At 60.5% G+C, this 20,730-nt stretch carries 16 protein-coding genes; 3 read left to right on the top strand and 13 right to left on the bottom strand.

Annotation, left to right across the window (positions count from 1 at the left end):
- The first annotated feature begins 16 nt into the window (after nucleotides 1-16).
- Both lptF and lptG read left to right on the top strand, forming a co-directional pair.
- Nucleotides 17-1,132 carry an LPS export ABC transporter permease LptF gene (gene lptF / locus ACVI9W_RS07520; protein WP_461529647.1) on the top strand — a complete coding sequence of 372 codons (1,116 nt, stop codon included), beginning with the start codon at nucleotides 17-19 and terminating at the stop codon, nucleotides 1,130-1,132.
- A complete protein-coding gene (lptG, locus tag ACVI9W_RS07515; RefSeq protein ID WP_461529646.1) occupies nucleotides 1,125-2,186 on the top strand; it encodes an LPS export ABC transporter permease LptG in 1,062 nt (353 codons plus the stop codon). Before lptF ends, lptG begins: the two co-directional genes overlap by 8 nt.
- Nucleotides 2,187-3,042: 856 nt before the next feature.
- On the opposite strand, the gene ACVI9W_RS07510 is transcribed toward lptG, so the two are convergent.
- The 13 genes from ACVI9W_RS07510 to arcD (ACVI9W_RS07450) all read right to left on the bottom strand — a co-directional run bounded on the left by ACVI9W_RS07510 (nucleotide 3,043) and on the right by arcD (ACVI9W_RS07450) (nucleotide 18,743).
- The gene (locus ACVI9W_RS07510; RefSeq protein ID WP_038614331.1) at nucleotides 3,043-3,531 is read right to left on the bottom strand and encodes an RDD family protein; all 489 of its coding nucleotides are present in this window, start codon (nucleotides 3,529-3,531) and stop codon (nucleotides 3,043-3,045) included.
- Nucleotides 3,532-3,702: 171 nt separating this feature from the next.
- The gene (locus ACVI9W_RS07505) at nucleotides 3,703-3,915 is read right to left on the bottom strand and encodes a cold-shock protein (RefSeq protein WP_007931076.1); all 213 of its coding nucleotides are present in this window, start codon (nucleotides 3,913-3,915) and stop codon (nucleotides 3,703-3,705) included.
- A gap of 350 nt (nucleotides 3,916-4,265) precedes the next feature.
- Nucleotides 4,266-5,390 carry a glycine cleavage system aminomethyltransferase GcvT gene (gene gcvT, locus ACVI9W_RS07500; protein ID WP_461529645.1) on the bottom strand — a complete coding sequence of 375 codons (1,125 nt, stop codon included), beginning with the start codon at nucleotides 5,388-5,390 and terminating at the stop codon, nucleotides 4,266-4,268.
- A 28-nt stretch (nucleotides 5,391-5,418) separates the two neighbouring features.
- The gene (locus ACVI9W_RS07495; RefSeq protein ID WP_461529644.1) at nucleotides 5,419-6,795 is read right to left on the bottom strand and encodes an L-serine ammonia-lyase; all 1,377 of its coding nucleotides are present in this window, start codon (nucleotides 6,793-6,795) and stop codon (nucleotides 5,419-5,421) included.
- A gap of 111 nt (nucleotides 6,796-6,906) precedes the next feature.
- A complete protein-coding gene (gene gcvP / locus ACVI9W_RS07490) occupies nucleotides 6,907-9,762 on the bottom strand; it encodes an aminomethyl-transferring glycine dehydrogenase (RefSeq protein ID WP_461529643.1) in 2,856 nt (951 codons plus the stop codon).
- Nucleotides 9,763-9,771: 9 nt separating this feature from the next.
- Complete coding sequence (gene gcvH / locus ACVI9W_RS07485) at nucleotides 9,772-10,155, bottom strand: glycine cleavage system protein GcvH (protein WP_461529642.1); 384 nt, start codon at nucleotides 10,153-10,155, stop codon at nucleotides 9,772-9,774.
- Nucleotides 10,156-10,468: 313 nt separating this feature from the next.
- Nucleotides 10,469-11,674 carry a sodium/glutamate symporter gene (gene gltS, locus ACVI9W_RS07480; RefSeq protein WP_461529641.1) on the bottom strand — a complete coding sequence of 402 codons (1,206 nt, stop codon included), beginning with the start codon at nucleotides 11,672-11,674 and terminating at the stop codon, nucleotides 10,469-10,471.
- Between the two features lie 155 nt (nucleotides 11,675-11,829).
- Nucleotides 11,830-13,338, bottom strand: a complete 1,509-nt coding sequence (locus ACVI9W_RS07475; protein ID WP_461529640.1) for a sigma-54-dependent transcriptional regulator — start codon at nucleotides 13,336-13,338, stop codon at nucleotides 11,830-11,832.
- 145 nt (nucleotides 13,339-13,483) lie between these two features.
- Nucleotides 13,484-13,846 (bottom strand): DUF5064 family protein, encoded by a 363-nt coding sequence (locus ACVI9W_RS07470; protein ID WP_038614314.1) that lies wholly within the window; start codon nucleotides 13,844-13,846, stop codon nucleotides 13,484-13,486.
- Nucleotides 13,847-13,900: 54 nt separating this feature from the next.
- Complete coding sequence (arcC, locus tag ACVI9W_RS07465) at nucleotides 13,901-14,833, bottom strand: carbamate kinase (RefSeq protein WP_422417312.1); 933 nt, start codon at nucleotides 14,831-14,833, stop codon at nucleotides 13,901-13,903.
- Between the two features lie 113 nt (nucleotides 14,834-14,946).
- A complete protein-coding gene (locus tag ACVI9W_RS07460; RefSeq protein WP_038614310.1) occupies nucleotides 14,947-15,957 on the bottom strand; it encodes an ornithine carbamoyltransferase in 1,011 nt (336 codons plus the stop codon).
- Between the two features lie 70 nt (nucleotides 15,958-16,027).
- Nucleotides 16,028-17,284: an arginine deiminase gene (gene arcA, locus ACVI9W_RS07455; protein ID WP_157193936.1), complete on the bottom strand. Its 1,257-nt coding sequence runs from the start codon at nucleotides 17,282-17,284 to the stop codon at nucleotides 16,028-16,030.
- Nucleotides 17,285-17,315: 31 nt separating this feature from the next.
- Nucleotides 17,316-18,743, bottom strand: a complete 1,428-nt coding sequence (gene arcD, locus ACVI9W_RS07450) for an arginine-ornithine antiporter (RefSeq protein ID WP_157193934.1) — start codon at nucleotides 18,741-18,743, stop codon at nucleotides 17,316-17,318.
- A gap of 440 nt (nucleotides 18,744-19,183) precedes the next feature.
- On the opposite strand from arcD (ACVI9W_RS07450), the gene arcD (ACVI9W_RS07445) reads away from it, so the two are divergent.
- Nucleotides 19,184-20,611: an arginine-ornithine antiporter gene (arcD, locus tag ACVI9W_RS07445; RefSeq protein WP_461529639.1), complete on the top strand. Its 1,428-nt coding sequence runs from the start codon at nucleotides 19,184-19,186 to the stop codon at nucleotides 20,609-20,611.
- Nucleotides 20,612-20,730: the final 119 nt, after the last annotated feature.

Genomic DNA, 20,730 nt, shown 5'->3' with positions numbered 1-20,730 from the left:
CCCAGGAGTGTCTGGTTTGATCGTCTTCCGATATCTGTCCCGCGAGGTCCTGGTGACCTTGAGTGCCGTCAGCGCCGTGCTGCTGGTGATCATCATGAGCGGGCGCTTCATCAAATACCTGGCCCAGGCGGCCCAGGGCATACTCGACCCGGGTGTGCTGTTTCTGATCATGGGCTATCGCCTGCCGGGGTTCCTGCAGTTGATCCTGCCGCTGGGCCTGTTCCTGGGGATCCTGCTGGCTTACGGTCGGCTGTACCTGGAGAGCGAGATGACCGTGCTGTCGGCCACCGGCATGAGCCAGCAGCGCCTGCTGGGCATGACCATGGCGCCGGCTGCCCTGGTGGCCGTGCTGGTCGCCTGGTTGAGCCTGGGTCTGGCGCCGCAGGGGGTTACCCAGGTAGCGCAGATCATCAACCAGCAGGACGCCCTGACCGAATTCGATACCCTGGTGCCAGGGCGATTCCAGACCCTGCGCGATGGTTCCCGCGTGACCTACACCGAGCAATTGTCCGAAGACCGCGGCAACCTGGCGGGTGTGTTCATTTCCGAGAAACGTTTCTCTCAGGACAAGACCAAGGAGCGTGCACCTTCGGTGCTGGTCGCTGAAAAAGGTCGTCAGGAAGTCGGTGCCGACGGCAACCGCTACCTGATTCTGGAGAACGGTTACCGTTATGACGGCAATCCGGGGCAGGCCGATTACCGCGCGATCAAGTACGACACTTATGGCGTGCTGTTGCCCAAGCCTGAAGTCAGTGAGGAAATCACCGATCGTGAGGCTATCCCTACCTCCGAACTGATTGGCAGCGATGGCCGCCGTGAGCGTGCCGAGCTGCAATGGCGTCTGTCGTTGCCGTTGCTGGTGTTCGTGGTAACCCTGCTGGCGGTGCCGCTGTCACGGGTCAATCCCCGTCAAGGCCGTTTCCTCAAGCTGCTACCGGCCATTCTTCTGTATATGGCGTACCTGACCATGCTCATCGCTGTACGTGGCGCCCTGGAAAAAGGCAAGTTGCCGATCGGTCTGGGGATATGGTGGGTTCACGGCCTGTTCCTGCTCATCGGCCTCGGGCTGATGTATTGGGAGCCACTACGCCTCAAGCGTGCCGCGCGTCGTGCGGAGGTGGCCCATGGTTAAACTCGACCGTTACATCGGCAAGAGCGTGTTGCTGGCCATTCTTGCCGTGCTCGGGATCATTCTGGGCCTGGCGTCGTTGTTTGCTTTCATCGACGAGATGAGCGATATCAGCGACAGCTACACCCTGTGGGATGCCGGTAATTTCGTGCTGCTGACCGCACCGCGGCGTCTATACGACATGTTGCCGATGGCCGCCCTGATCGGCTGCCTGATCGGTCTGGGCAGTCTTGCCAGCAGCAGTGAACTGACCATCATGCGCGCTGCCGGGGTGTCGATTGGGCGCATCGTCTGGGCGGTGATGAAGCCGATGCTGGTGCTGATGCTGGCCGGTATCCTGATTGGCGAATACCTGGCACCTGTGACCGAGAACAAGGCCCAGGCCGATCGTTCGCTGGCTCAGGGCAGCGGCGAGGCCCAGAGCTCCAAGCGCGGCATGTGGCATCGCCAGGGTGAAGAGTTCGTGCACATCAACTCGGTGCAGCCCAACGGCCTGTTGTATGGCGTGACCCGCTATCGTTTCGACAACGAGCGTCACCTGGTTACCTCCAGCTTTGCCCGTCGTGCCCAGTACCAGGAAGATCACTGGCAGCTGAGTGACGTGACCACCACGTATTTCCGTGGCGATCACACCGAAGTGGTCAAGGCGCCTGCAGAGCGCTGGGACGTCACCGTCACGCCGCAACTGCTCAATACCGTGGTGCTGGCACCTGATTCCCTGTCGATCAGCGGGCTGTGGCAGTACATCCACTACCTGTCTGACCAGGGGCTGAACAACGCCCGTTACTGGCTGGCATTCTGGACCAAGGTCCTGCAGCCGATGGTGACGGCGGCGTTGGTGCTGATGGCTATCTCGTTCATCTTTGGTCCGCTGCGTTCGGTGACCCTGGGGCAGCGGGTCTTTACCGGCGTACTGGTGGGCTTCGTGTTCCGTATCGCCCAGGACTTGCTCGGGCCATCGAGCCAGGTGTTCGGCTTCCCGCCATTGCTGGCGGTGGTGATACCGGCGGCGATCTGTGCCGGGGCTGGCTGGTGGATGTTGCGGCGCGCGGGTTAAACGTTGCGGGCATGAAAAAGCCGACCTTAGGGTCGGCTTTTTTTTGGGTTCATCACGGAGTTCCGGGAGAGCTTGATCTCGGGGCTGGGATTGGGATTGGGATGTTGAGGCTGCGAGCTTATCCAGTTTGTGTGGCGATGCTGCCGGCCCCTTCCGCCTTTACGGCGGCCTACTTTTTTCTTGGAAAAAGTAGGCAAAACCGCTGGCTCCTGCATCCGGCCCTACGCTGCGCTTCGGGTCCCCTCGCTACGGTGTCTTCCAGGGGCATCGCGGCCTACGACTTGCTTCGCCAAGTCTACGGCTCGCGAACTTCGGCTAAGGCCGAAGGGTGCTGCGCACCAGCCCCCTCCAGACACCTCCACTCGGCCTTCTGAAGTCGCAAAGTTACGGGTGGCGCCTGCACTGACGCATCTTCGAAATCAAACTCTGGCGCAGCCAGGCTGATGCCAACGCGGGACAAGCCCGCGTAAAGCCAGTAATGGCTCGCTCTCGCTCTCGCTTTTGATCTTGATCTTCATGCACGCAAGTGCGGGCGCCGCGGACTGCGACTTCAGGAGGCCGAGCGTAGGTGCCTGTAGGGGCCGGTGCGCAGCACCTTCGGCGTAGCCGAAGAACGCGAGCCGTAGACTTGGCGAAGCAAGTCGTAGGCCGCGTGGCCCCGGAAGGTGCCGTAGCGAGGGGACCCGGAGCGCAGCGTAGGGCCGTATGCAGGAGCGAGCGGTTTTGCCTACTTTTTCCAAGAAAAAAGTAGGCCGCCGTAAGGGCGGAAGGGGCCGGCAGCGGCGCCACACAAAATGGATAAGCTCACAGCCACAACAACCTTCCAAGGATTCCGTGAAAAGTCTTTCTGTGTCGCTTATTTTTTCGCTTTGGGCAACTGCACCAACTGCGTATCGGAGTAGATGTCATGCCAGGCACGCTGGCGCTTGTCGAACAGCGACCAGATAAAACCCAGGCCCAGACACAGCCACGAGGCGATGGCGACGACAAAACGCAGCAGGGCCTGCCACAGGCTGATGGCACTGCCATCGGCATTCTGTACGCGAATGCGCCACACCTGCATGCCCAGGGTCTGCCCACCGTGGGTCCAGAACTTGGCGAAGAAGCCAAACAGGGCGAACAAAAGAATGGTCGACAGCAACGGGTCGCCGTCCAGGGCACCGGCTTCGGTCAGCTGACGCATGCGCGCTTCACCGATGATCGCCATCTGGATCATCTTGTACACGCCAGCGGTAACGATCAGCAGCGCGGTACACAACAGGAAATCGTAGAACATGGCGGCCAGGCGCCGACCGAGGCCGACAACCGGGAAATCGCCCTGGGGCTGCAACAACTGCTTGGGCATACACGGGCCCTCCTTGGGCAAATCAGTCATTCTACGAAATTACGCGGACAAATCGTTGCGCTGTGACACGGTTTGCCTGCCAGGCGCCCATCGCGGGGCAAACCTGCCTCCACCGAGCGGGCACAAAAAAGCCCCTGCTGTTGCCAGCAGGGGCTTTTTTGTTGATGAAGATCAGCCTTCGGCTTGAACTTCGTCAGCCTGCATGCCTTTCTGGCCTTGCACGGCGATGAAGGTCACTTTCTGGCCTTCTTTCAGGCTCTTGAAGCCGTTGCCCTGAATAGCGCGGAAGTGTACGAACAGATCCGGACCGCTTTCTGGAGTGATGAAACCAAAACCTTTCTCGTCGTTAAACCACTTGACGGTACCGCTCTGACGTTGGGACATTGTCTTATTTCCTTTGAAACTTAGAATTAGTAACAGCTTCTTCCAAATGAAAGAGTACTGGGCTGGGTTGCAGGAAAGTAAGAGACGTCGAACGGGTTGTAGCAAATCTCAGCGCTACTGCCCAGGTCACGAACCATAGCGACCCATGCAAACACAGTGCAGTGACTCTACGCTAACTCTGTCGGCAAAAACAAGCCCTCAAAGCCGCTCCCGCTCTACCTTTTAGCAGCCGTTCGGTCGATTTTTTTCTGCTCATTCCAGGGTGTGCTGCGAAGCTTTTCGAAAGTAATAAAACGCGTTCGAATTCGAAAATCCGAACGCGTTCATGACACAAAGTTTCAACTAACGATTCAGCCGCGGTAGTAGCGCTGTGCAACGAATGGCATCTTGCTGACTTTCATTGCAACACGCTTGCCGCGAACAATCGCCCAGACTGCTGTTTCCAGTGCAGTATGGGCAGCATCCAGGTAACCCATTGCCACTGGTGCATTCAGGCTCGGTCCGAAGCCACCGCTGCAAACAGTACCGATGACAGTGCCTGCTTCGTCGACGATTTCTGCGCCTTCACGTACCGGGGTGCGTTCCTGCGGCAGCAGGCCTACGCGTTTACGCGCAACACCGCTTTGCTGCTGGGCAAAGATCGCTGCGGCACCCGGGAAGCCACCGGCACGTTCGCCATCGGCACGACGCACCTTGGAGATGGCCCAGAGCAGGCTGGCTTCGATCGGTGTGGTCTGCGCGTTCATGTCGTGGCCGTACAGGCACAGGCCGGCTTCCAGGCGCAGCGAGTCGCGAGCGCCAAGGCCGATGGCGGCGACTTCCGGTTCGGCCAGCAGGCGGCGAGCGAGTTCTTCGGCTTTATCGGCGGGAACCGAGATCTCGAAACCGTCTTCGCCGGTGTAGCCCGAGCGGCTCACATAGCAGTTGGCACCCAGCAGTTGCACCGGCTGGAACTGCATGAAGGTCATCTGCGCCACGGCAGGCGCCAGACGCTCCAGCACCTTGACCGCTGCAGGGCCTTGCAGGGCCAGCAGGGCGCGCTCTTCGAACAGCGGTTGAATCTGGCACTGCTCGCCGATGTGCTTGCGCAGGTGGGCCAGGTCCTGGTCCTTGCAGGCGGCGTTGACCACCAGGAACAGTTCATCGTTACCCAGGTTGGCGACCATCAGGTCGTCAAGGATGCCGCCCTGTTCATTGGTGAACATCGCGTAGCGCTGCATGCCCACAGGCAAGTCGATGATGTCGACCGGCACCAGGGTTTCCAGGGCCTTGGCGGCGTTGGCGCCGCTCAGGCGGATCTGGCCCATGTGCGAGACGTCAAACAGGCCGGCCTGATCGCGGCTGTGCAGATGCTCTTTCATCACCCCCAGTGGGTACTGGACCGGCATGTCGTAGCCGGCGAACGGCACCATGCGCGCCCCCAGTTCCAGGTGCAGGGCGTGCAGCGGGGTCTTGAGCAGTGTTTCGGTGGACATTGATGACTCCTTGGGGCTTTAGAGGGTGTCAGCATTCAATGATGTTGACGGCCAGACCGCCGCGGGCGGTCTCCTTGTATTTGCTTTTCATGTCGGCGCCGGTCTGGCGCATGGTGCGAATCACCTTGTCGAGGGAGACGAAGTGCTGACCGTCGCCACGCAGAGCCATGCGCACCGCATTGATGGCCTTGACCGAGCCCATGGCGTTGCGCTCGATGCACGGCACCTGGACCAGTCCGCCGATCGGATCGCAGGTCAGGCCCAGGTTGTGTTCCATACCGATCTCGGCGGCGTTTTCGACCTGCTGCACGGTGCCGCCCATGACTTCACACAGGGCGCCGGCTGCCATCGAACACGCCACGCCCACCTCGCCCTGGCAGCCGACTTCGGCGCCGGAGATCGAGGCGTTTTCTTTATAAAGAATGCCGATAGCGGCCGCGGTCAGCAGAAAACGCACCACGCCGTCTTCATTGGCGCCGGGGATGAAGCGCATGTAGTAGTGCAGCACAGCGGGGACGATGCCGGCGGCGCCATTGGTGGGCGCGGTGACCACCCGTCCGCCAAAGGCGTTTTCTTCATTCACCGCCAGGGCGTAGAGGTTGACCCAGTCCAGCACCGAAAGCGCGTCACGCAAACTCGCCTCCGGATTGCTGCACAGTTGGCGATAGAGTGCAGCGGCGCGGCGCCTGACCTTGAGCCCGCCCGGCAGGATGCCCTCGTTGCGGCAACCGGCAGCGACGCAGTCCTGCATCACTTGCCAGATCCGCAGCAAGCCGCTGCGGGTTTCACTTTCCGGGCGCCAGGCGGCTTCATTGGCCAGCATGATCTGGCTGATCGACAGGTTCTGCGCGGCGCAATGGCCGAGCAGTTCCTTGGCGGTCTTGAACGGGAAGGGCAGCACCGTACTGTCTTCGACGATACGGTCGGCACCGGCGGCATCTTCATCGACGACAAAGCCACCGCCCACCGAGTAGTACTCGCGGCTGCGGATCTGCAGACCTGCGCGGTCGAAGGCGCGGAAGATCATGCCGTTGGGGTGATAGGCCAAGGGCTTGCGAATCATCGCCAGGTGCTGTTTTTCGACGAAGCCGATGTCGTGCTCGCCCAGCAGCTTTAGCCGTCCAGTGCTGCGGATGGTGTGCAGGCGGGCGGCAATACTTTCGGTGTCGACGCTATCGGGGTGCTCGCCTTCAAGACCCAGGAGCACGGCCTTGTCGCTGCCATGCCCTTTGCCGGTGGCACCGAGCGAACCATAAAGCTCGGCCTTGACGCTGACCGTGGCGGCCAGCAGACCGTCGCGACGCAGGCCTTCAGCAAAACGCGCAGCGGCGCGCATGGGGCCTACGGTATGGGAACTGGAGGGGCCGATGCCGATCTTGAACAGGTCGAAGACGCTTAGTGACATGGTCGTACCCTCGTTGTGGTGAAGGGTTTCGCGGGGCAAGCCCGCTCCCACTGTGGATATGGGGATCCTGTGGGAGCGGGCTTGTCCCGCGATGAGGCCCTCAAGCCGGACTCAGACGTCCTGATAGCTCTCGATCGACGGGCAGGCACACACCAGGTTACGGTCGCCAAACACGTTGTCGACACGACCGACCGGCGGCCAGTACTTGCCTTCCACCAGCGTCGCCAGCGGGTACACCGCCTGTTCGCGGCTGTATGGATGGCTCCACTCACCGGCAATTTCAGCGGCCGTATGCGGCGCGTTTTTCAGCGGGTTGTCGTCCTTGTCCAGGCTGCCGTTTTCCACCGCGCGGATCTCTTCGCGGATGCGGATCATCGCCTCGCAGAAGCGATCCAGTTCTTCTTTGGACTCGCTTTCGGTCGGTTCGATCATCAACGTACCGGCCACCGGGAACGACATGGTCGGGGCGTGGAAACCGAAGTCGATCAGGCGCTTGGCCACGTCGTCGACGCTGATGCCGCTGCTGTCCTTGAGCGGGCGCAGGTCGAGGATGCACTCGTGTGCCACCAGGCCATTGCTGCCGGTGTACAACACAGGATAGTGCTCTTCCAGGCGGCGGGCGATGTAGTTGGCGTTGAGGATCGCCATCTGCGAGGCACGCTTGAGACCGGCGCCACCCATCATACGAATGTACATCCAGGTGATCGGCAGGATGCTGGCGCTGCCGAACGGTGCGGCACAGACCGCGCCCTGTTTGTTTTCCATGTGCGCATGACCCGGCAGGAACGGCGCCAGGTGCGATTTGACGCCGATCGGGCCGACGCCCGGGCCGCCACCGCCGTGTGGAATGCAGAAGGTCTTGTGCAGGTTCAGGTGCGAGACGTCACCGCCGAACTTGCCTGGGGCGCAGAGGCCGACCATGGCGTTCATGTTGGCGCCGTCGATGTACACCTGGCCGCCGTTATCGTGGATGATCGCGCAGATTTCGCCGATGGCTTCTTCGAACACGCCATGGGTCGACGGGTAGGTGATCATCAGCGCCGCGAGGTGTTCGCGGTGCTCGATGGCCTTGGCGCGCAGGTCGTCGATATCGACGTTGCCACGGGCGTCACAGGCGGTCACCACCACGCGCATACCGGCCATATGGGCGGTGGCCGGGTTGGTGCCGTGGGCCGAGGACGGGATCAGGCAGATGTCGCGACGAGCGTCGCCACGGCTCTGGTGGTAGGCGCGGATGGCCAGGAGACCTGCGTATTCGCCCTGGGAACCGGCATTGGGCTGCAGCGACACGGCGTCATAGCCGGTGGCGGCGCAGAGCATGGCCTCCAGCTCGTCGGTCAGTTGCTGGTAGCCCTGGCTCTGTGCGGCAGGCGCGAACGGGTGCAGGTTGCCGAATTCGGCCCAGGTCACCGGAATCATTTCGCTGGCGGCGTTGAGCTTCATGGTGCACGAACCCAGCGGGATCATGGTGCGGTCCAGCGCCAGGTCTTTGTCGGCCAGGCGGCGCAGGTAGCGCATCAGCTCGGTTTCGCTGTGGTAGCGGTTGAACACCGGGTGCTCGAGGATCGCCGACTGGCGCAGCAGGGCGGAAGGCAACTGGGCCTGAACGCTGGCAGCCAGGGTGCTGAATGCAGGCACGGCTTTACCATCGGCAAACAGCTGCCACAGCGCTTCGACGTCAGCCTGGGTGCTGGTTTCATCCAGCGACAGACCCAGGCGCTGGGCGTCGATCTGACGCAGGTTCAGGCGCTGGGCCCGGGCCTTGTCGTGCAGGCTGGCGGTTGCGTCGCCGGTGGCCAGGGTCAGGGTGTCGAAGAACGCTGCGTTTTCGACGCTGACGCCGAGTTGCTTGAGGCCAGCGGCTAGAATCGCGGTCAGGGCGTGGGTGCGCTGGGCGATCTGCTTCAGGCCCTGCGGGCCGTGATAGACAGCGTACATGCTGGCGATGTTGGCCAGCAGTACCTGGGCGGTGCAGATGTTGCTGGTGGCTTTCTCGCGACGGATATGTTGCTCGCGGGTCTGCATGGCCAGGCGCAGGGCGGTCTTGCCGAAGCGGTCGATAGACACGCCGACCAGGCGGCCAGGCATGTCACGCTTGAACGCATCACGGGTGGAGAAGTAGGCCGCGTGCGGGCCACCGAAGCCCAGCGGTACACCGAAGCGCTGGGCGCTACCGATGGCGACGTCGGCACCGAACTCGCCGGGCGGGGTCAGCAGGGTCAGGGCCAGCAGATCGGCGGCAACTGCGACCAGGGCGTTGGCAGCATGCAAGCGTGCGACCAGTTCGCTGTAGTCGAACACTTCACCATTGCTGGCCGGGTATTGCAGCAGGGCGCCAAAGAAGGCGCTGACATCATCGAGTTCGCGCTCGTCACCGACCACCACTTCGATACCCAGCGGCTCGGCACGGGTACGCAGGACGTCGAGGGTTTGCGGGTGGCAATGCACGGAGGCGAAGAAGGCGTGGCTGCTCTTGTTCTTGCTCAGGCGTTTGCAGAAGGTCATCGCTTCAGCGGCGGCGGTGGCTTCGTCGAGCAGCGAGGCGTTGGCGATCGGCAGACCGGTGAGGTCGCTGATCAGGGTCTGGAAATTGAGCAGTGCTTCCAGGCGGCCCTGGGAAATCTCTGGCTGATACGGGGTGTAGGCGGTGTACCAGGCCGGGTTTTCCAGCAGGTTGCGCAGGATCGGCGCCGGGGTATGGCAGTTGTAGTAACCCTGGCCGATGAAGCTCTTGAACAGCTGGTTGTTGCCGGCGATGGCCTTGAGCGACGCCAGGGCGTCGGCTTCGCTTTGCCCTTCGCCCAGTTCCAGCACGCTGGTGCCCTTGATGCTGTCAGGGATGACGGCGGCGCTCATGGCTTCCAGGGAGTCGAAACCCAGGGTGGCAAGCATTTGCTGCTCGTCAGTCTGGCGCGGGCCGATATGACGGGCGATGAATTCGTTGGCAGTGCCGAGGTTGATGGTCATGGTGAGTCCTCAGGCGTCAGCGTTGGCTTTGATCAGGCGGTCGTAGGCATCCTGGTCGAGCAGTTGCGCAACTGCACCTGCATCGGCCGGGATGAAGCGGAAGAACCAGCCTTCGCCCAGCGGATCTTCGTTGACCAGTTCAGGGTTGCCTTCGAGTTTGTCGTTGACCGCGACCACTTCGCCGGTCAGCGGCATGTACACACCGCTGGCAGCTTTTACCGATTCAACGGTCGACGCTTCGGCGCCCTGGTCGTAGCTCTGCAGCTCCGGCAGTTGCACGTAGACCACATCGCCGAGGGCGTTCTGGGCGTAGGCGGTGATGCCCACGGTGACACTGCCATCGGCTTCGACGCGCAGCCATTCGTGATCTTCGGTGAAACGCAACTCGCTCATGGGGAATCCTCGGGAAGCAGGGCGTTGGGCGCGGTGCGTCCGCGCTCTTGGGTTGAGATTTCCTTAGCAAAAATGCGGCCAGTATCAAAAAAAGCTTACAAATCAGTATCTTGAAAGATTTCTATGGAAATTGGTTCAATCTGATGGAATGAAAACGCTACAGATAGGAAGGTGGCGAAAAGATTCGGAGGATCAACCCCTTGCATATGGGGACCTGGATGGGTGTGTAACAAATTCGCTACGGTGTAGCGTTTTCGTTACGGGCCTTGCGCGGAATTCTTCGCGAAAGGCTCTGAACGCCGAACCCAGGCTTTCAAACGGCAACGAAGAATGGCAACGCCAAGTACAACTTGATCACGATGACATTGATGATGTCGATGAAGAATGCGCCGACCATCGGTACCGCCAGGAAGGCTATTTGCGACGGCCCGAAGCGTTGTGTCACGGCTTGCATGTTGGCGATGGCCGTTGGCGTTGCACCAAGACCGAACCCGCAATGTCCTGCTGCCAATACTGCCGCATCGTAATTGCTGCCCATGATTCGGAACGTCACGAATATCGCAAACAGCGCCATGACGACTGTCTGTGCAGCCAGAAGAATGAAGAATGGCACTGCCAGTGCAGCCAGATCCCATAGTTTGAGCGACATCAGTGCGATCGCCAGAAATAGCGACAAGCTGACATTGCCCAATACTGAAACTTCGCGTTCGAATACTTGATACACACCCAATATTGAAAGGCCGTTGCGCAGCAGGACACCCACAAACAAGACGCAAACAAATGTCGGCAATTCGAAAGCGGTGCCGTGGAGCAGGTTATTCAAGAGGGTGCCTGCCATCAGACTGACTGCAATCAGCGCGAGCGTTTCGATCATTGTGGATGGCGTAATCAAGCGCTCTTTGTTTGGCTGTTCAAAGCCTTTGGGCACGCGGGGCATTTCTTGTTCCATGCCGGGTGTCTGGACACGCTTGATGAGCAGGCGGGCAACAGGCCCGCCAATCAGTCCGCCCAGCACCAGGCCAAACGTGGCCGCGGCCAGTGCCAGCTCACTGGCGGACGCCAGGCCGTATTTCTCACTGAAGGTCGCGCCCCATGCAGCGCCCGTGCCGTGGCCGCCCGACAAGGAAATCGAGCCGGACAGCAAACCCATCAGGGGATCGAGCCCCAGTGCCTTGGCCAGGGCGATACCCATGGCATTCTGGACCAGCAGCAGTCCGGTGACGGCCAGCAGGAAAATGCCGACTATGCGTCCGCCTTTCTTCAAACTGGCGATATCGGCACTCAAACCGATGGTGGCAAAAAAAGCCAGCATCAAGGGCGTCTGCAGTGAAGTATCAAACTGGACTTGCAGCTCCATGGCGCGCAGCCCCAGAAGCAGCAGGGCAACTAGCAGCCCCCCGGCTACCGGTTCGGGAATATTGTAAGTGCGCAAGAAACCAACGCGTGTAACAAGCCCGCGCCCCAGTAAAAGCACCAGGGAAGCGGCCACAAGTGTGCCGTAGAAATCGAGTGCAAGCATTCAGGTTACTCTTTGCTCTGATTAGAGGCGAACATTGCCTGGGGACGCCTTCGGGATGGGCGAGTTTATGGGCAATGTCAGCGCTCTACGGCTAGGAAAATTCTGAATAACCTTGTGATTTCGCCCTGTAAGTAAAAAGGCGTGCGTCAAACAATTCAGGCCTTGTCTGGAATGCCATATTTGCGCAACCGCTGGGCAATGGCGGTGTGCGATGTCTGCAACCTCACCGCCAACTGCCGGGTGGACGGGTAGCTGGCATACAGACGCTGCAGCAGCTCGCGCTCGAAATCACCCACGGCCTGTTCCAGGCTCGCCACCTCACCATCCTGGCCGCGTGCTACCGAGGTTCCGGCGATGTCCAGGTCGCCGATGTCCACCAGGTTGCTTTCACAGATGGCCGCAGCGCGGAATATCACGTTTTGCAGCTGGCGTACGTTGCCCGGCCAGGGGTTGGCCAGCAGTGCCGAGTGGGTGGCCGGTGTCAGGCGGCAGGCCGGGCGCTGGATCTGCGTGCAGGCTTGCTGCATGAAATAGTGTGCGAGCATGAGGATGTCCTGGCCACGCTCACGCAGTGGCGGCACCTGCAGGTTGAGCACATTGAGGCGGTAGAACAGGTCTTCACGGAAGGTGCCTTCGGCGACCATGCGCTCCAGGTCGCGGTGGGTGGCGCTGATGATGCGCACATCGACTTTCACCTCACGGTCGCCTCCCACGCGGCGGAAGCTGCCGTCACTGAGAAAACGCAGCAGTTTGGCCTGCAGGTAAGGTGACATCTCGCCAATCTCGTCGAGAAACACCGTGCCCTGGTTGGCCAGTTCCATCAGCCCGGGTTTGCCACCACGCTGCGCGCCGGTGAACGCGCCGGGTGCGTAGCCGAACAGTTCGCTCTCGGCCAGGCTCTCGGGCAGCGCGGCGCAGTTGAGGGCGAGGAATGGCGCCGAGTGGCGGCTGCTGGTGGCATGGCAGGCGCGGGCTACCAGCTCCTTGCCGGTGCCTGTCTCGCCATGCACCAGCAGTGGCGCGTCGAGGGCCGCGACACGCAGGGCACGGACTTTGAGGGTGCGGATCGCCGGGGACTCACCGAGAAGTGCATCGAAGCTTTCGGCATGCTCGTGGTGCAGGGCCGACAGGCGTTCGCCCATGCGGTTGGGCGGGTAGAGGGTCAGCAGGCCGCCAGCATTGGTGATAGGGGTGGCATCGAGCAGCAGGCTCTGGCCGTTGAGCTGCATTTCGCGCATCGGCAGATGGAAGTTGTTGTCCAGCAGGGCCTGCAGCAGGGCGGAGTCATTGAACAGCTCGCCTAGCGAACGCCCGGCCGACTCACGGCCGCACAGGGCGATCAGCGCGGGGTTGGCCAGCAGCACCTGGCCGGCACTGTCCACGGCCAGAACCGGGTCGCTCATGGCGGCCAGCAGGGCATCGAGCTGCAAGTGGCGGCGCTGGCCGGGGAGGATGTCGACCACGTCCACCGACTGCACGCCACGCACTTCGAACAGCGCGTCGTGCAGTTCTTCGAGCACGGCTGGGCTGAGGGTCGGGGCGTCGATGTAAACGTTGGGCGGGACCATCTCCACGGCGTCCAGGTTGAGGTTGCGGGCACCGAGCAGGGCCAGTACTTCCTGGGTGATACCGACGCGGTCGATGAAGCTGACGTGGATGCGCATGGGGAGAGGTATTCAAGGCTGCCGAAGACGGCAAGTATGCCTTGCGACCGCTTTGCGGTCGAATCGCCGGCAAGGCCGGCTCCCACAAGGGCGGTACCTGCAGAACCTGTAGGAGCCGGCTTTGCCGGCGATGAGGTCCGAGTGGTTACTCGAAATGTTCTGGCTTGATGGGGTCGCCGGATTTCATGTTCAGCTGTGTGCGGATATCTTCGAACATCAGGTCGTAGTGCTTGTGCACGGAGCCGATGTTGCTCAGGTGTTTGGGAATACCGTACTTCTCAGCGATTTTTGTTACGTTGCTGGCGAAGTTATAAGCTTCCTCCTTGGGCAGGAAGAAGGGCTCCTTCAAGTCTTTGCCTTGAATCGAGCCATGCATCGTGAACTGAATGCCTTTGCCTTTTTTCGGGTCCGTGGCGACTTCGTAATCGATATGGAGGTTGTAACTGACGTCGTCCTTTGTCAGTGCATGGCGCTCAATGTGTAGATGACCGGGTTCGAACTGGGCCATGACGGGCTCCTCTGGGGGGTTGAAAAGGGCGGACCTGACGTCCGCCCAACTGCATCAACGGTAGCTTATTCCAGGCTTGGCCGTAGTGACACGGGTACCTTTGGTGCCTTGGACGATTCCTTCGATATCGGCCAGTGAACCGATGACCGCGACCTTGCCGGTTTCACGGGCAAATTCGCACGCGGCCTGAACTTTCGGTCCCATGGAGCCGGCGGCGAAACCGAGGCGTTCAAGTTCGTCAGGATGCGCTTCGGCGACGGCTTTCTGGGTGGGTTTGCCCCAGTCGATGTAAGCGCCGTCGACGTCAGTGGCAATGACCAGCAGGTCTGCCTCCAGCTGCTGAGCGAGCAGGGACGAGCACAGGTCCTTGTCGATCACCGCCTCTACGCCACTGAGGACCTTGCCGCTCTGGTCGTAGATGGTCGGAATGCCACCGCCACCGGCACAGATCACCACGGTGCCTTTTTCCAGCAACCATTTGATCGGACGGATTTCGAAAATCCGCTTTGGTCGAGGGCTGGCCACCACGCGACGGAACTTGTCTCCGTCCGGGGCAATGGCCCAGCCTTTTTCTGCGGCCAGACGCTCGGCATCTTCTTTGGAGTAGACCGGCCCGATCGGCTTGCTCGGCTTCTGGAAAGCCGGGTCTTTGCCATCGACTTCAACCTGGGTCAGCAGGGTGGCGAACGGCACTTCGAAGGCCAGCAGGTTACCCAGCTCTTGCTCGATGATGTAGCCGATCATGCCTTCGGTTTCAGCCCCGAGGACGTCCAGCGGATAGGCTTCGTCCGGCTTGTAGGATTGCGCCTGCAGCGACAGCAGGCCGACTTGCGGGCCATTGCCGTGCGCGATGACCAGTTCGTTGCCCGGATGGATCTTGGCGATCTGCTCGGTGGCGATGCGGATATTGGCGCGCTGATTGTCCGCAGTCATGGGTTCGCCACGGCGCAGCAGGGCGTTACCGCCCAATGCAACAACGATACGCATGATGAGTGTCCTTCTAGGAAAGAGAGAAGCCACCTTGTGGGGGTGGGCTTGTCCCGCGAGTGCGGTATATCAGTTACACCGAATCGCGGGGCAAGCCCGCTCCTACAGAGGCCTTACAGGTCAGCCAGGGTCGAAACCAGGATTGCCTTGATGGTGTGCATGCGGTTTTCCGCTTGCTCGAAGGCGATGCAGGCTGGTGATTCGAACACGTCGTCGGTGACTTCGATGCCGTTTTTCAGGTGTGGATACTGTTCAGCGATCTGCTTGCCGACCTTGGTGTCGGAGTTGTGGAACGCTGGCAGGCAGTGCATGAACTTGGTCCGTGGGTTGCCGGTGGCTTTCATCAGCTCGGCGTTGACCTGGTACGGCAGCAGTTGCTGGATACGTTCGGCCCAGGCTTCAACCGGTTCGCCCATCGACACCCAGACGTCGGTGTGGATGAAATCAACGCCCTTGACCGCTGCTTTAGGGTCTTCGGTCAGGGTGATGCGGGCACCGCTTTCTTCAGCGTAACCCTTGCAGCGGGCAACCAGGTCGTCGTGTGGCCACAGCGCTTTCGGCGCGCAGATACGCACGTCCATACCGAGCTTGGAGCCGACCAGCAGCAGCGAGTTGCCCATGTTGTTGCGCGCGTCGCCCAGGTAGGCGTAGCTGATCTCGTGGATCGGCTTGTCGGCGTGCTCACGCATGGTCAGTACGTCGGCGATCATCTGGGTCGGGTGGTATTCATCGGTCAGGCCGTTGAACACCGGTACACCGGCGAACTTGGCCAGTTCTTCGACGATTTCCTGTTTGAAGCCACGGTACTCGATGGCGTCATACATACGGCCGAGGACCCGTGCGGTGTCCTTCATGCTTTCTTTGTGGCCGATCTGCGAGGAGTTAGGGTCGATGTAGGTGACGTTGGCGCCCTGGTCGTAGGCGGCTACTTCAAAAGCGCAACGGGTGCGGGTCGAGGTTTTCTCGAAAATCAGCGCAATGTTGTTGCCTTTGAGGTGCTGCTGCTCGGTGCCGGTGTACTTGGCACGTTTCAGGTCGCGGGACAGGTCCAGCAGGTAGCGCAACTCGCGAGGGGTGTGGTGTTCCAGGCTCAGCAGGTTACGGTTGTGGATGTTGAACGCCATGATGATTCTCCTTGGATGCGGTGATCGGCCCGGCCGGCGCCTTGTAAGCGCGGCCGGGTTGATGGTCGTTTTAGTAGTCGATAGGGTCGCGAACGATTGGGCAGGTCATGCAGTGACCGCCGCCGCGACCACGGCCCAGTTCGCCGGCGCTGATGGTGATAACTTCGACACCAGCCTTGCGCAGCAGGGTGTTGGTGTAGGTGTTGCGGTCATAACCGATGACCACACCAGGCTCCACGGCCACCACGTTGTTGCCGTCATCCCACTGCTCGCGTTCGGCGGCGAAGCTGTTGCCGCCGGTTTCGACGACGCGCAGTTTCTTCAGGTTGAGAGAGTCGGCGACCACTTCGATGAAGGTCTTGTTCTCGCGGCGCACGTCCATGCCATACGGCTTGCTGCTGTCTGGACGAATGACGAACGGCACGATTTCCTTGACCACTTCCGGGAAGACCGTGACCAGGTCGCGATCGCAGAAGCTGAACACGGTGTCCAGGTGCATCGCGGCACGGGATTTCGGCAGACCGGCGACTACGACTTTCTCCACTGCGCCTTTGGCGAACAGCGCTTGCGCCAGTTGGCCAATGGCCTGGCGCGAAGTGCGCTCACCCATACCGATCAGTACTACGCCGTTGCCGATTGGCATGACGTCGCCGCCTTCGAGGGTGGCTTTGCCGTGTTCTACATCCGGGTCGCCGTACCAGACTTCAAAGTCGGCACCGGTGAACTCAGGGTGGAACTTGTAGATAGCGGTGGTCAGCAGGGTTTCCTGACGTCGCGCTGGCCAGTACATCGGGTTCAGCGTCACGCCGCCGTAGATCCAGCAGGTGGTGTCACGGGTGAACTGGGTGTTGGGCAGCGGGTCGAGCAGGAAGCTGGAGTGACCCAGGTAGTCGCGGTACATCTTGATGACGCCGGAGCCTTCGCTTTCTGGCATGTCTTCACCGGCGACACCACCGATCAGGAACTCGGCCAGATGGCGTGGTTCAAGACCTTCGAGCCAGCTGCGCACTTCGTTTTGCAGGCCGATACCGACGGTATCCGGGGTGATCTTGCGGTCGAGAATCCATTTCAACGCTTCAGGGTTTGCGACGATATCGGTCAGCAGATTGTGCATTTCCAGCACTTCGATGCCGCGTTCACGCATTTTGGTGACGAAATCGAAGTGGTCGCGCTTGGCCTGATTGACCCAGATGACGTCGTCGAACAGCAGCTCGTCGCAGTTGCTCGGCGTCAGGCGCTGGTGCGCCAGGCCAGGGGAACAGACCATCACTTTGCGCAGTTTGCCGGCTTCGGAATGTACGCCGTACTTAACTTTTTCCGTGGACATGGTTATTTCCTCCAAGTTGCGAATACGGGGGTTACAGAGTCAGGAAGCCGTCGTAGAGGCCATAGGCAGCCACCAGGGCGCCAATAACCACGGCGGCGAAAAGCAGCTTCTCCACGTTGGTAAAAATCGGTTGGCCGACCTCGCGCTTGGCCTTGGCGAACAGGATCACGCCAGGGGCATAGAGCAGGGCCGAGAGCAGCAGGTATTTGACGCCACCGGCGTACAGCAGCCAGATCGCATAGACCAGGGCGATACCGCCGATGATCAGGTCTTTCTTGCGTTCGGCCAGGGCTTGTTCGTAGGTCTCGCTACGCCATGCCAGCAGGAAGGCATAGGCCGCCGACCACAGGTAAGGCACCAGGATCATTGAAGTGGCGAGGTAGATCAGTGACAGGTAGGTACTGGCCGAGAACAGGGTGATGACCAGGAAGATCTGCACCATGGCGTTGGTCAGCCACAGGGCATTGGCCGGTACATGGTTGGCGTTCTCGCGGCGCAGGAACTCCGGCATGGTGTGGTCTTTGGCGGCGGCGAACATGATCTCGGCGCACAGCAGTACCCAGGAGAGCAGGGCACCGAGCAGCGAGATGATCAGGCCGACGCTGATCAGCACCGCGCCCCAGTGACCGACGACGTGCTCAAGCACGGCGGCCATCGACGGGTTCTGCAGTTTGGCCAGCTCAGGTTGAGTCATGATGCCCAGCGACAGCACGTTGACCAGGACCAGGAACAGCAGCACGGTGATGAAGCCGATGACGGTGGCCTTACCCACGTCCGAACGCTTTTCCGCCCGGGCCGAGAAGATGCTCGCGCCCTCGATACCGATGAATACCCAGACGGTCACCAGCATCATGTTGCGCACCTGGTTCATCACGCTGCCCAGGTCCGGGTTCATGGTGCCCCAGATGTCAGCGGTGAAGATGTCCAGCTTGAAGGCGAACACGGCGATCAGGATGAACAGCGCCAGTGGCACGACCTTGGCCACGGTGGTGACCAGGTTGATGAAGGCCGCTTCCTTGATCCCGCGCAGCACCAGAAAGTGCACGGCCCAGAGCAATACCGAGGCGCCGATGATGGCTGCCGGGGTGTTGCCCTCGCCAAAGATCGGGAAGAAGTAGCCCAGGGTACTGAACAGCAGGACGAAGTAACCGACGTTGCCCAGCCAGGCACTGATCCAGTACCCCCAGGCCGATGAGAAGCCCATGTAATCGCCGAATCCGGCCTTGGCGTAGGCGTACACCCCGCCGTCCAGATCCGGCTTTCGGTTGGCCAGGGTCTGGAACACAAAGGCCAGGGTCAGCATGCCGATGGCGGTGATTCCCCAACCGATCAGAACAGCGCCTACATCAGCACTGGCAGCCATGTTTTGTGGCAGCGAAAAGATCCCGCCGCCGATCATAGAGCCGACTACAAGTGCGACAAGGGCACCAAGTCGTAGTTTTCCGGGAGCGTCTGACATCGAATAACTCCGTATCAGGAGAAGAGATGGCGCTAGAGTAAATCCAGCGACGTATTCATAAGCTGATTCAGGTCAGTTAATAGGGCAATCCGTTGCTGTCCTTGACTGAAAGAGCTCCCCCGGAGTATGCCGATGGCAATGCTACAAGCCTCGTGCACAGGCACCTCCATGGTGTTTAGAGCATTCGCTCAGACAGCCTGCGAGATATGAAGCTAGCCCGTTTCACAGCTTTCGCAAATTTTTGACGAGATTTTCTCTTATTTACTTGTGGGGGCGGGAATAGTGCACAAAACTCACCATTTAGTATGTCTGGCATAGACGCCATAGTTATGATGGCTATAGTTTTAAAGACGGAATATCTATAAACGCCTAGACTGTGCATATATTTAACTCAGGGTGTGCCTCTGAGGTTACAAAGACAAGACAGAAAGGGGAATTTCATGTCCGAACCTGGACAAAAACTGCGCCTGGGGGCGTTGATCGCCCTGGTGGTCGGTTCGATGATCGGTGGCGGGATTTTCTCCTTGCCGCAGAACATGGCTGCTCGTGCCGACGTGGGTGCAGTGCTGATCGGCTGGGGAATCACGGCGGTGGGCATGCTGGCCCTGGCCTTCGTGTTCCAGACCCTGGCCAATCGCAAGCCGGAGCTCGACTCGGGGGTGTATGCCTACGCCAAGGCCGGCTTCGGCGACTACATGGGTTTTTCGTCCGCCTGGGGCTACTGGATCAGTGCCTGGCTGGGCAACGTCGGTTACTTCGTCCTACTGTTCAGCACCCTGGGCTTTTATTTTCCGGTGTTCGGCGAGGGCAACACGCCGATCGCCATTGCCTGCGCATCGTTGCTGCTGTGGGCCGTGCACTTTCTGGTGCTGCGCGGAATCAAGGAGGCAGCGTTCATCAACCAGGTGACCACCGTGGCCAAGATCGTGCCGCTGGTGATGTTCATCGTCATTGCTGCGGTGGCGTTTCGCGCCGATATCTTCACCCGTGATATCTGGGGGTTGAGCAACCCGAAATTTGGCAGCGTGCTCGATCAGGTGCGCAACATGATGCTGGTGACCGTGTTCGTGTTCATCGGTATCGAAGGCGCCAGTGTCTATTCAGGCAGGGCGCAGCAGCGCTCGGACGTGGGCAAGGCCACGGTGATCGGCTTCATTGGTGTGCTGGCCTTGCTGGTGCTGGTCAACGTGCTGTCGCTGGGGGTCATGACCCAGCCGGAACTGGCGGCGCTGCAGAACCCGTCGCTGGCCTCGGTGCTGGAACATATCGTCGGCCCCTGGGGCGCTTTGCTGATCAGCATCGGCCTGGCGATTTCGTTGCTCGGCGCCTTGTTGTCCTGGGCCTTGCTCTGCGCCGAGATCCTCTTTGCCACCGCCCGCGATCAGACCATGCCGCGTTTCCTGGCCAAGGAAAATGCCAACCACGTGCCAGCCAACGCGCTGTGGATGACCAACATCATGATTCAGCTGTTCTTGCTGATCACGTTGTTCTCGGCCGGCACTTATACCAGCCTGATCTACCTGGCTTCGTCGATGATCCTGGTGCCCTATTTGTGGTCGGCGGCGTATGCGGTGTTGCTGGCGGTGCGCGGCGAGACTTATGAAGGTCATGCCGGCCGGCGGCGCAAGGATTTTTTGATTGCCGGGGTCGCCCTGGTCTACGCGATCTGGCTGTTGTATGCCGGCGGCTTGAAGTACCTGCTGCTTTCGGCCCTGTTGTATGCGCCGGGGGTGATCCTGTTTGCCCGGGCCAAGCATGAGCAGGGGCAGGCGCTGTTTACCCATTGGGAGAAGCTTATTTTTGTGGCAGTGCTGGTGGGGGCGGGCGTGGCAGCCTACGCGCTCTATAGCGGGTTGTTGAGCTTGTAAGCTGCTGCTTTGGTCCACGGGTACCTGGCATTTTTGCCAGTTGTGGGGGTGCAAGCCAAGCGCCTAACGTCGGGTCTCAGGCGGTCGCCATGCGTTGGTGGCCATTGCTAAACGACGAT

Source organism: Pseudomonas sp. 210_17 TE3656, from assembly GCF_054821965.1.
Note: the sequence above shows the minus strand (reverse complement) of the source record. Positions and strands in the feature narration are given on the sequence as shown.

Coding starts and splice junctions, on each gene's coding strand:
- lptG (WP_461529646.1), top strand. CDS start 1,125: ATGGTTAAACTCGACCGTTACATCGGCAAGAGCGTGTTGCTGGCCATT.
- ACVI9W_RS07510 (WP_038614331.1), bottom strand. CDS start 3,531: ATGCCCAAGCAGTTGTTGCAGCCCCAGGGCGATTTCCCGGTTGTCGGC.
- ACVI9W_RS07505 (WP_007931076.1), bottom strand. CDS start 3,915: ATGTCCCAACGTCAGAGCGGTACCGTCAAGTGGTTTAACGACGAGAAA.
- gcvT (WP_461529645.1), bottom strand. CDS start 5,390: ATGTCCACCGAAACACTGCTCAAGACCCCGCTGCACGCCCTGCACCTG.
- ACVI9W_RS07495 (WP_461529644.1), bottom strand. CDS start 6,795: ATGTCACTAAGCGTCTTCGACCTGTTCAAGATCGGCATCGGCCCCTCC.
- gcvP (WP_461529643.1), bottom strand. CDS start 9,762: ATGACCATCAACCTCGGCACTGCCAACGAATTCATCGCCCGTCATATC.
- gcvH (WP_461529642.1), bottom strand. CDS start 10,155: ATGAGCGAGTTGCGTTTCACCGAAGATCACGAATGGCTGCGCGTCGAA.
- gltS (WP_461529641.1), bottom strand. CDS start 11,674: ATGCTTGCACTCGATTTCTACGGCACACTTGTGGCCGCTTCCCTGGTG.
- ACVI9W_RS07475 (WP_461529640.1), bottom strand. CDS start 13,338: ATGCGCATCCACGTCAGCTTCATCGACCGCGTCGGTATCACCCAGGAA.
- ACVI9W_RS07470 (WP_038614314.1), bottom strand. CDS start 13,846: ATGGCCCAGTTCGAACCCGGTCATCTACACATTGAGCGCCATGCACTG.
- arcC (WP_422417312.1), bottom strand. CDS start 14,833: ATGCGTATCGTTGTTGCATTGGGCGGTAACGCCCTGCTGCGCCGTGGC.
- ACVI9W_RS07460 (WP_038614310.1), bottom strand. CDS start 15,957: ATGGCGTTCAACATCCACAACCGTAACCTGCTGAGCCTGGAACACCAC.
- arcA (WP_157193936.1), bottom strand. CDS start 17,284: ATGTCCACGGAAAAAGTTAAGTACGGCGTACATTCCGAAGCCGGCAAA.
- arcD (WP_157193934.1), bottom strand. CDS start 18,743: ATGTCAGACGCTCCCGGAAAACTACGACTTGGTGCCCTTGTCGCACTT.
- arcD (WP_461529639.1), top strand. CDS start 19,184: ATGTCCGAACCTGGACAAAAACTGCGCCTGGGGGCGTTGATCGCCCTG.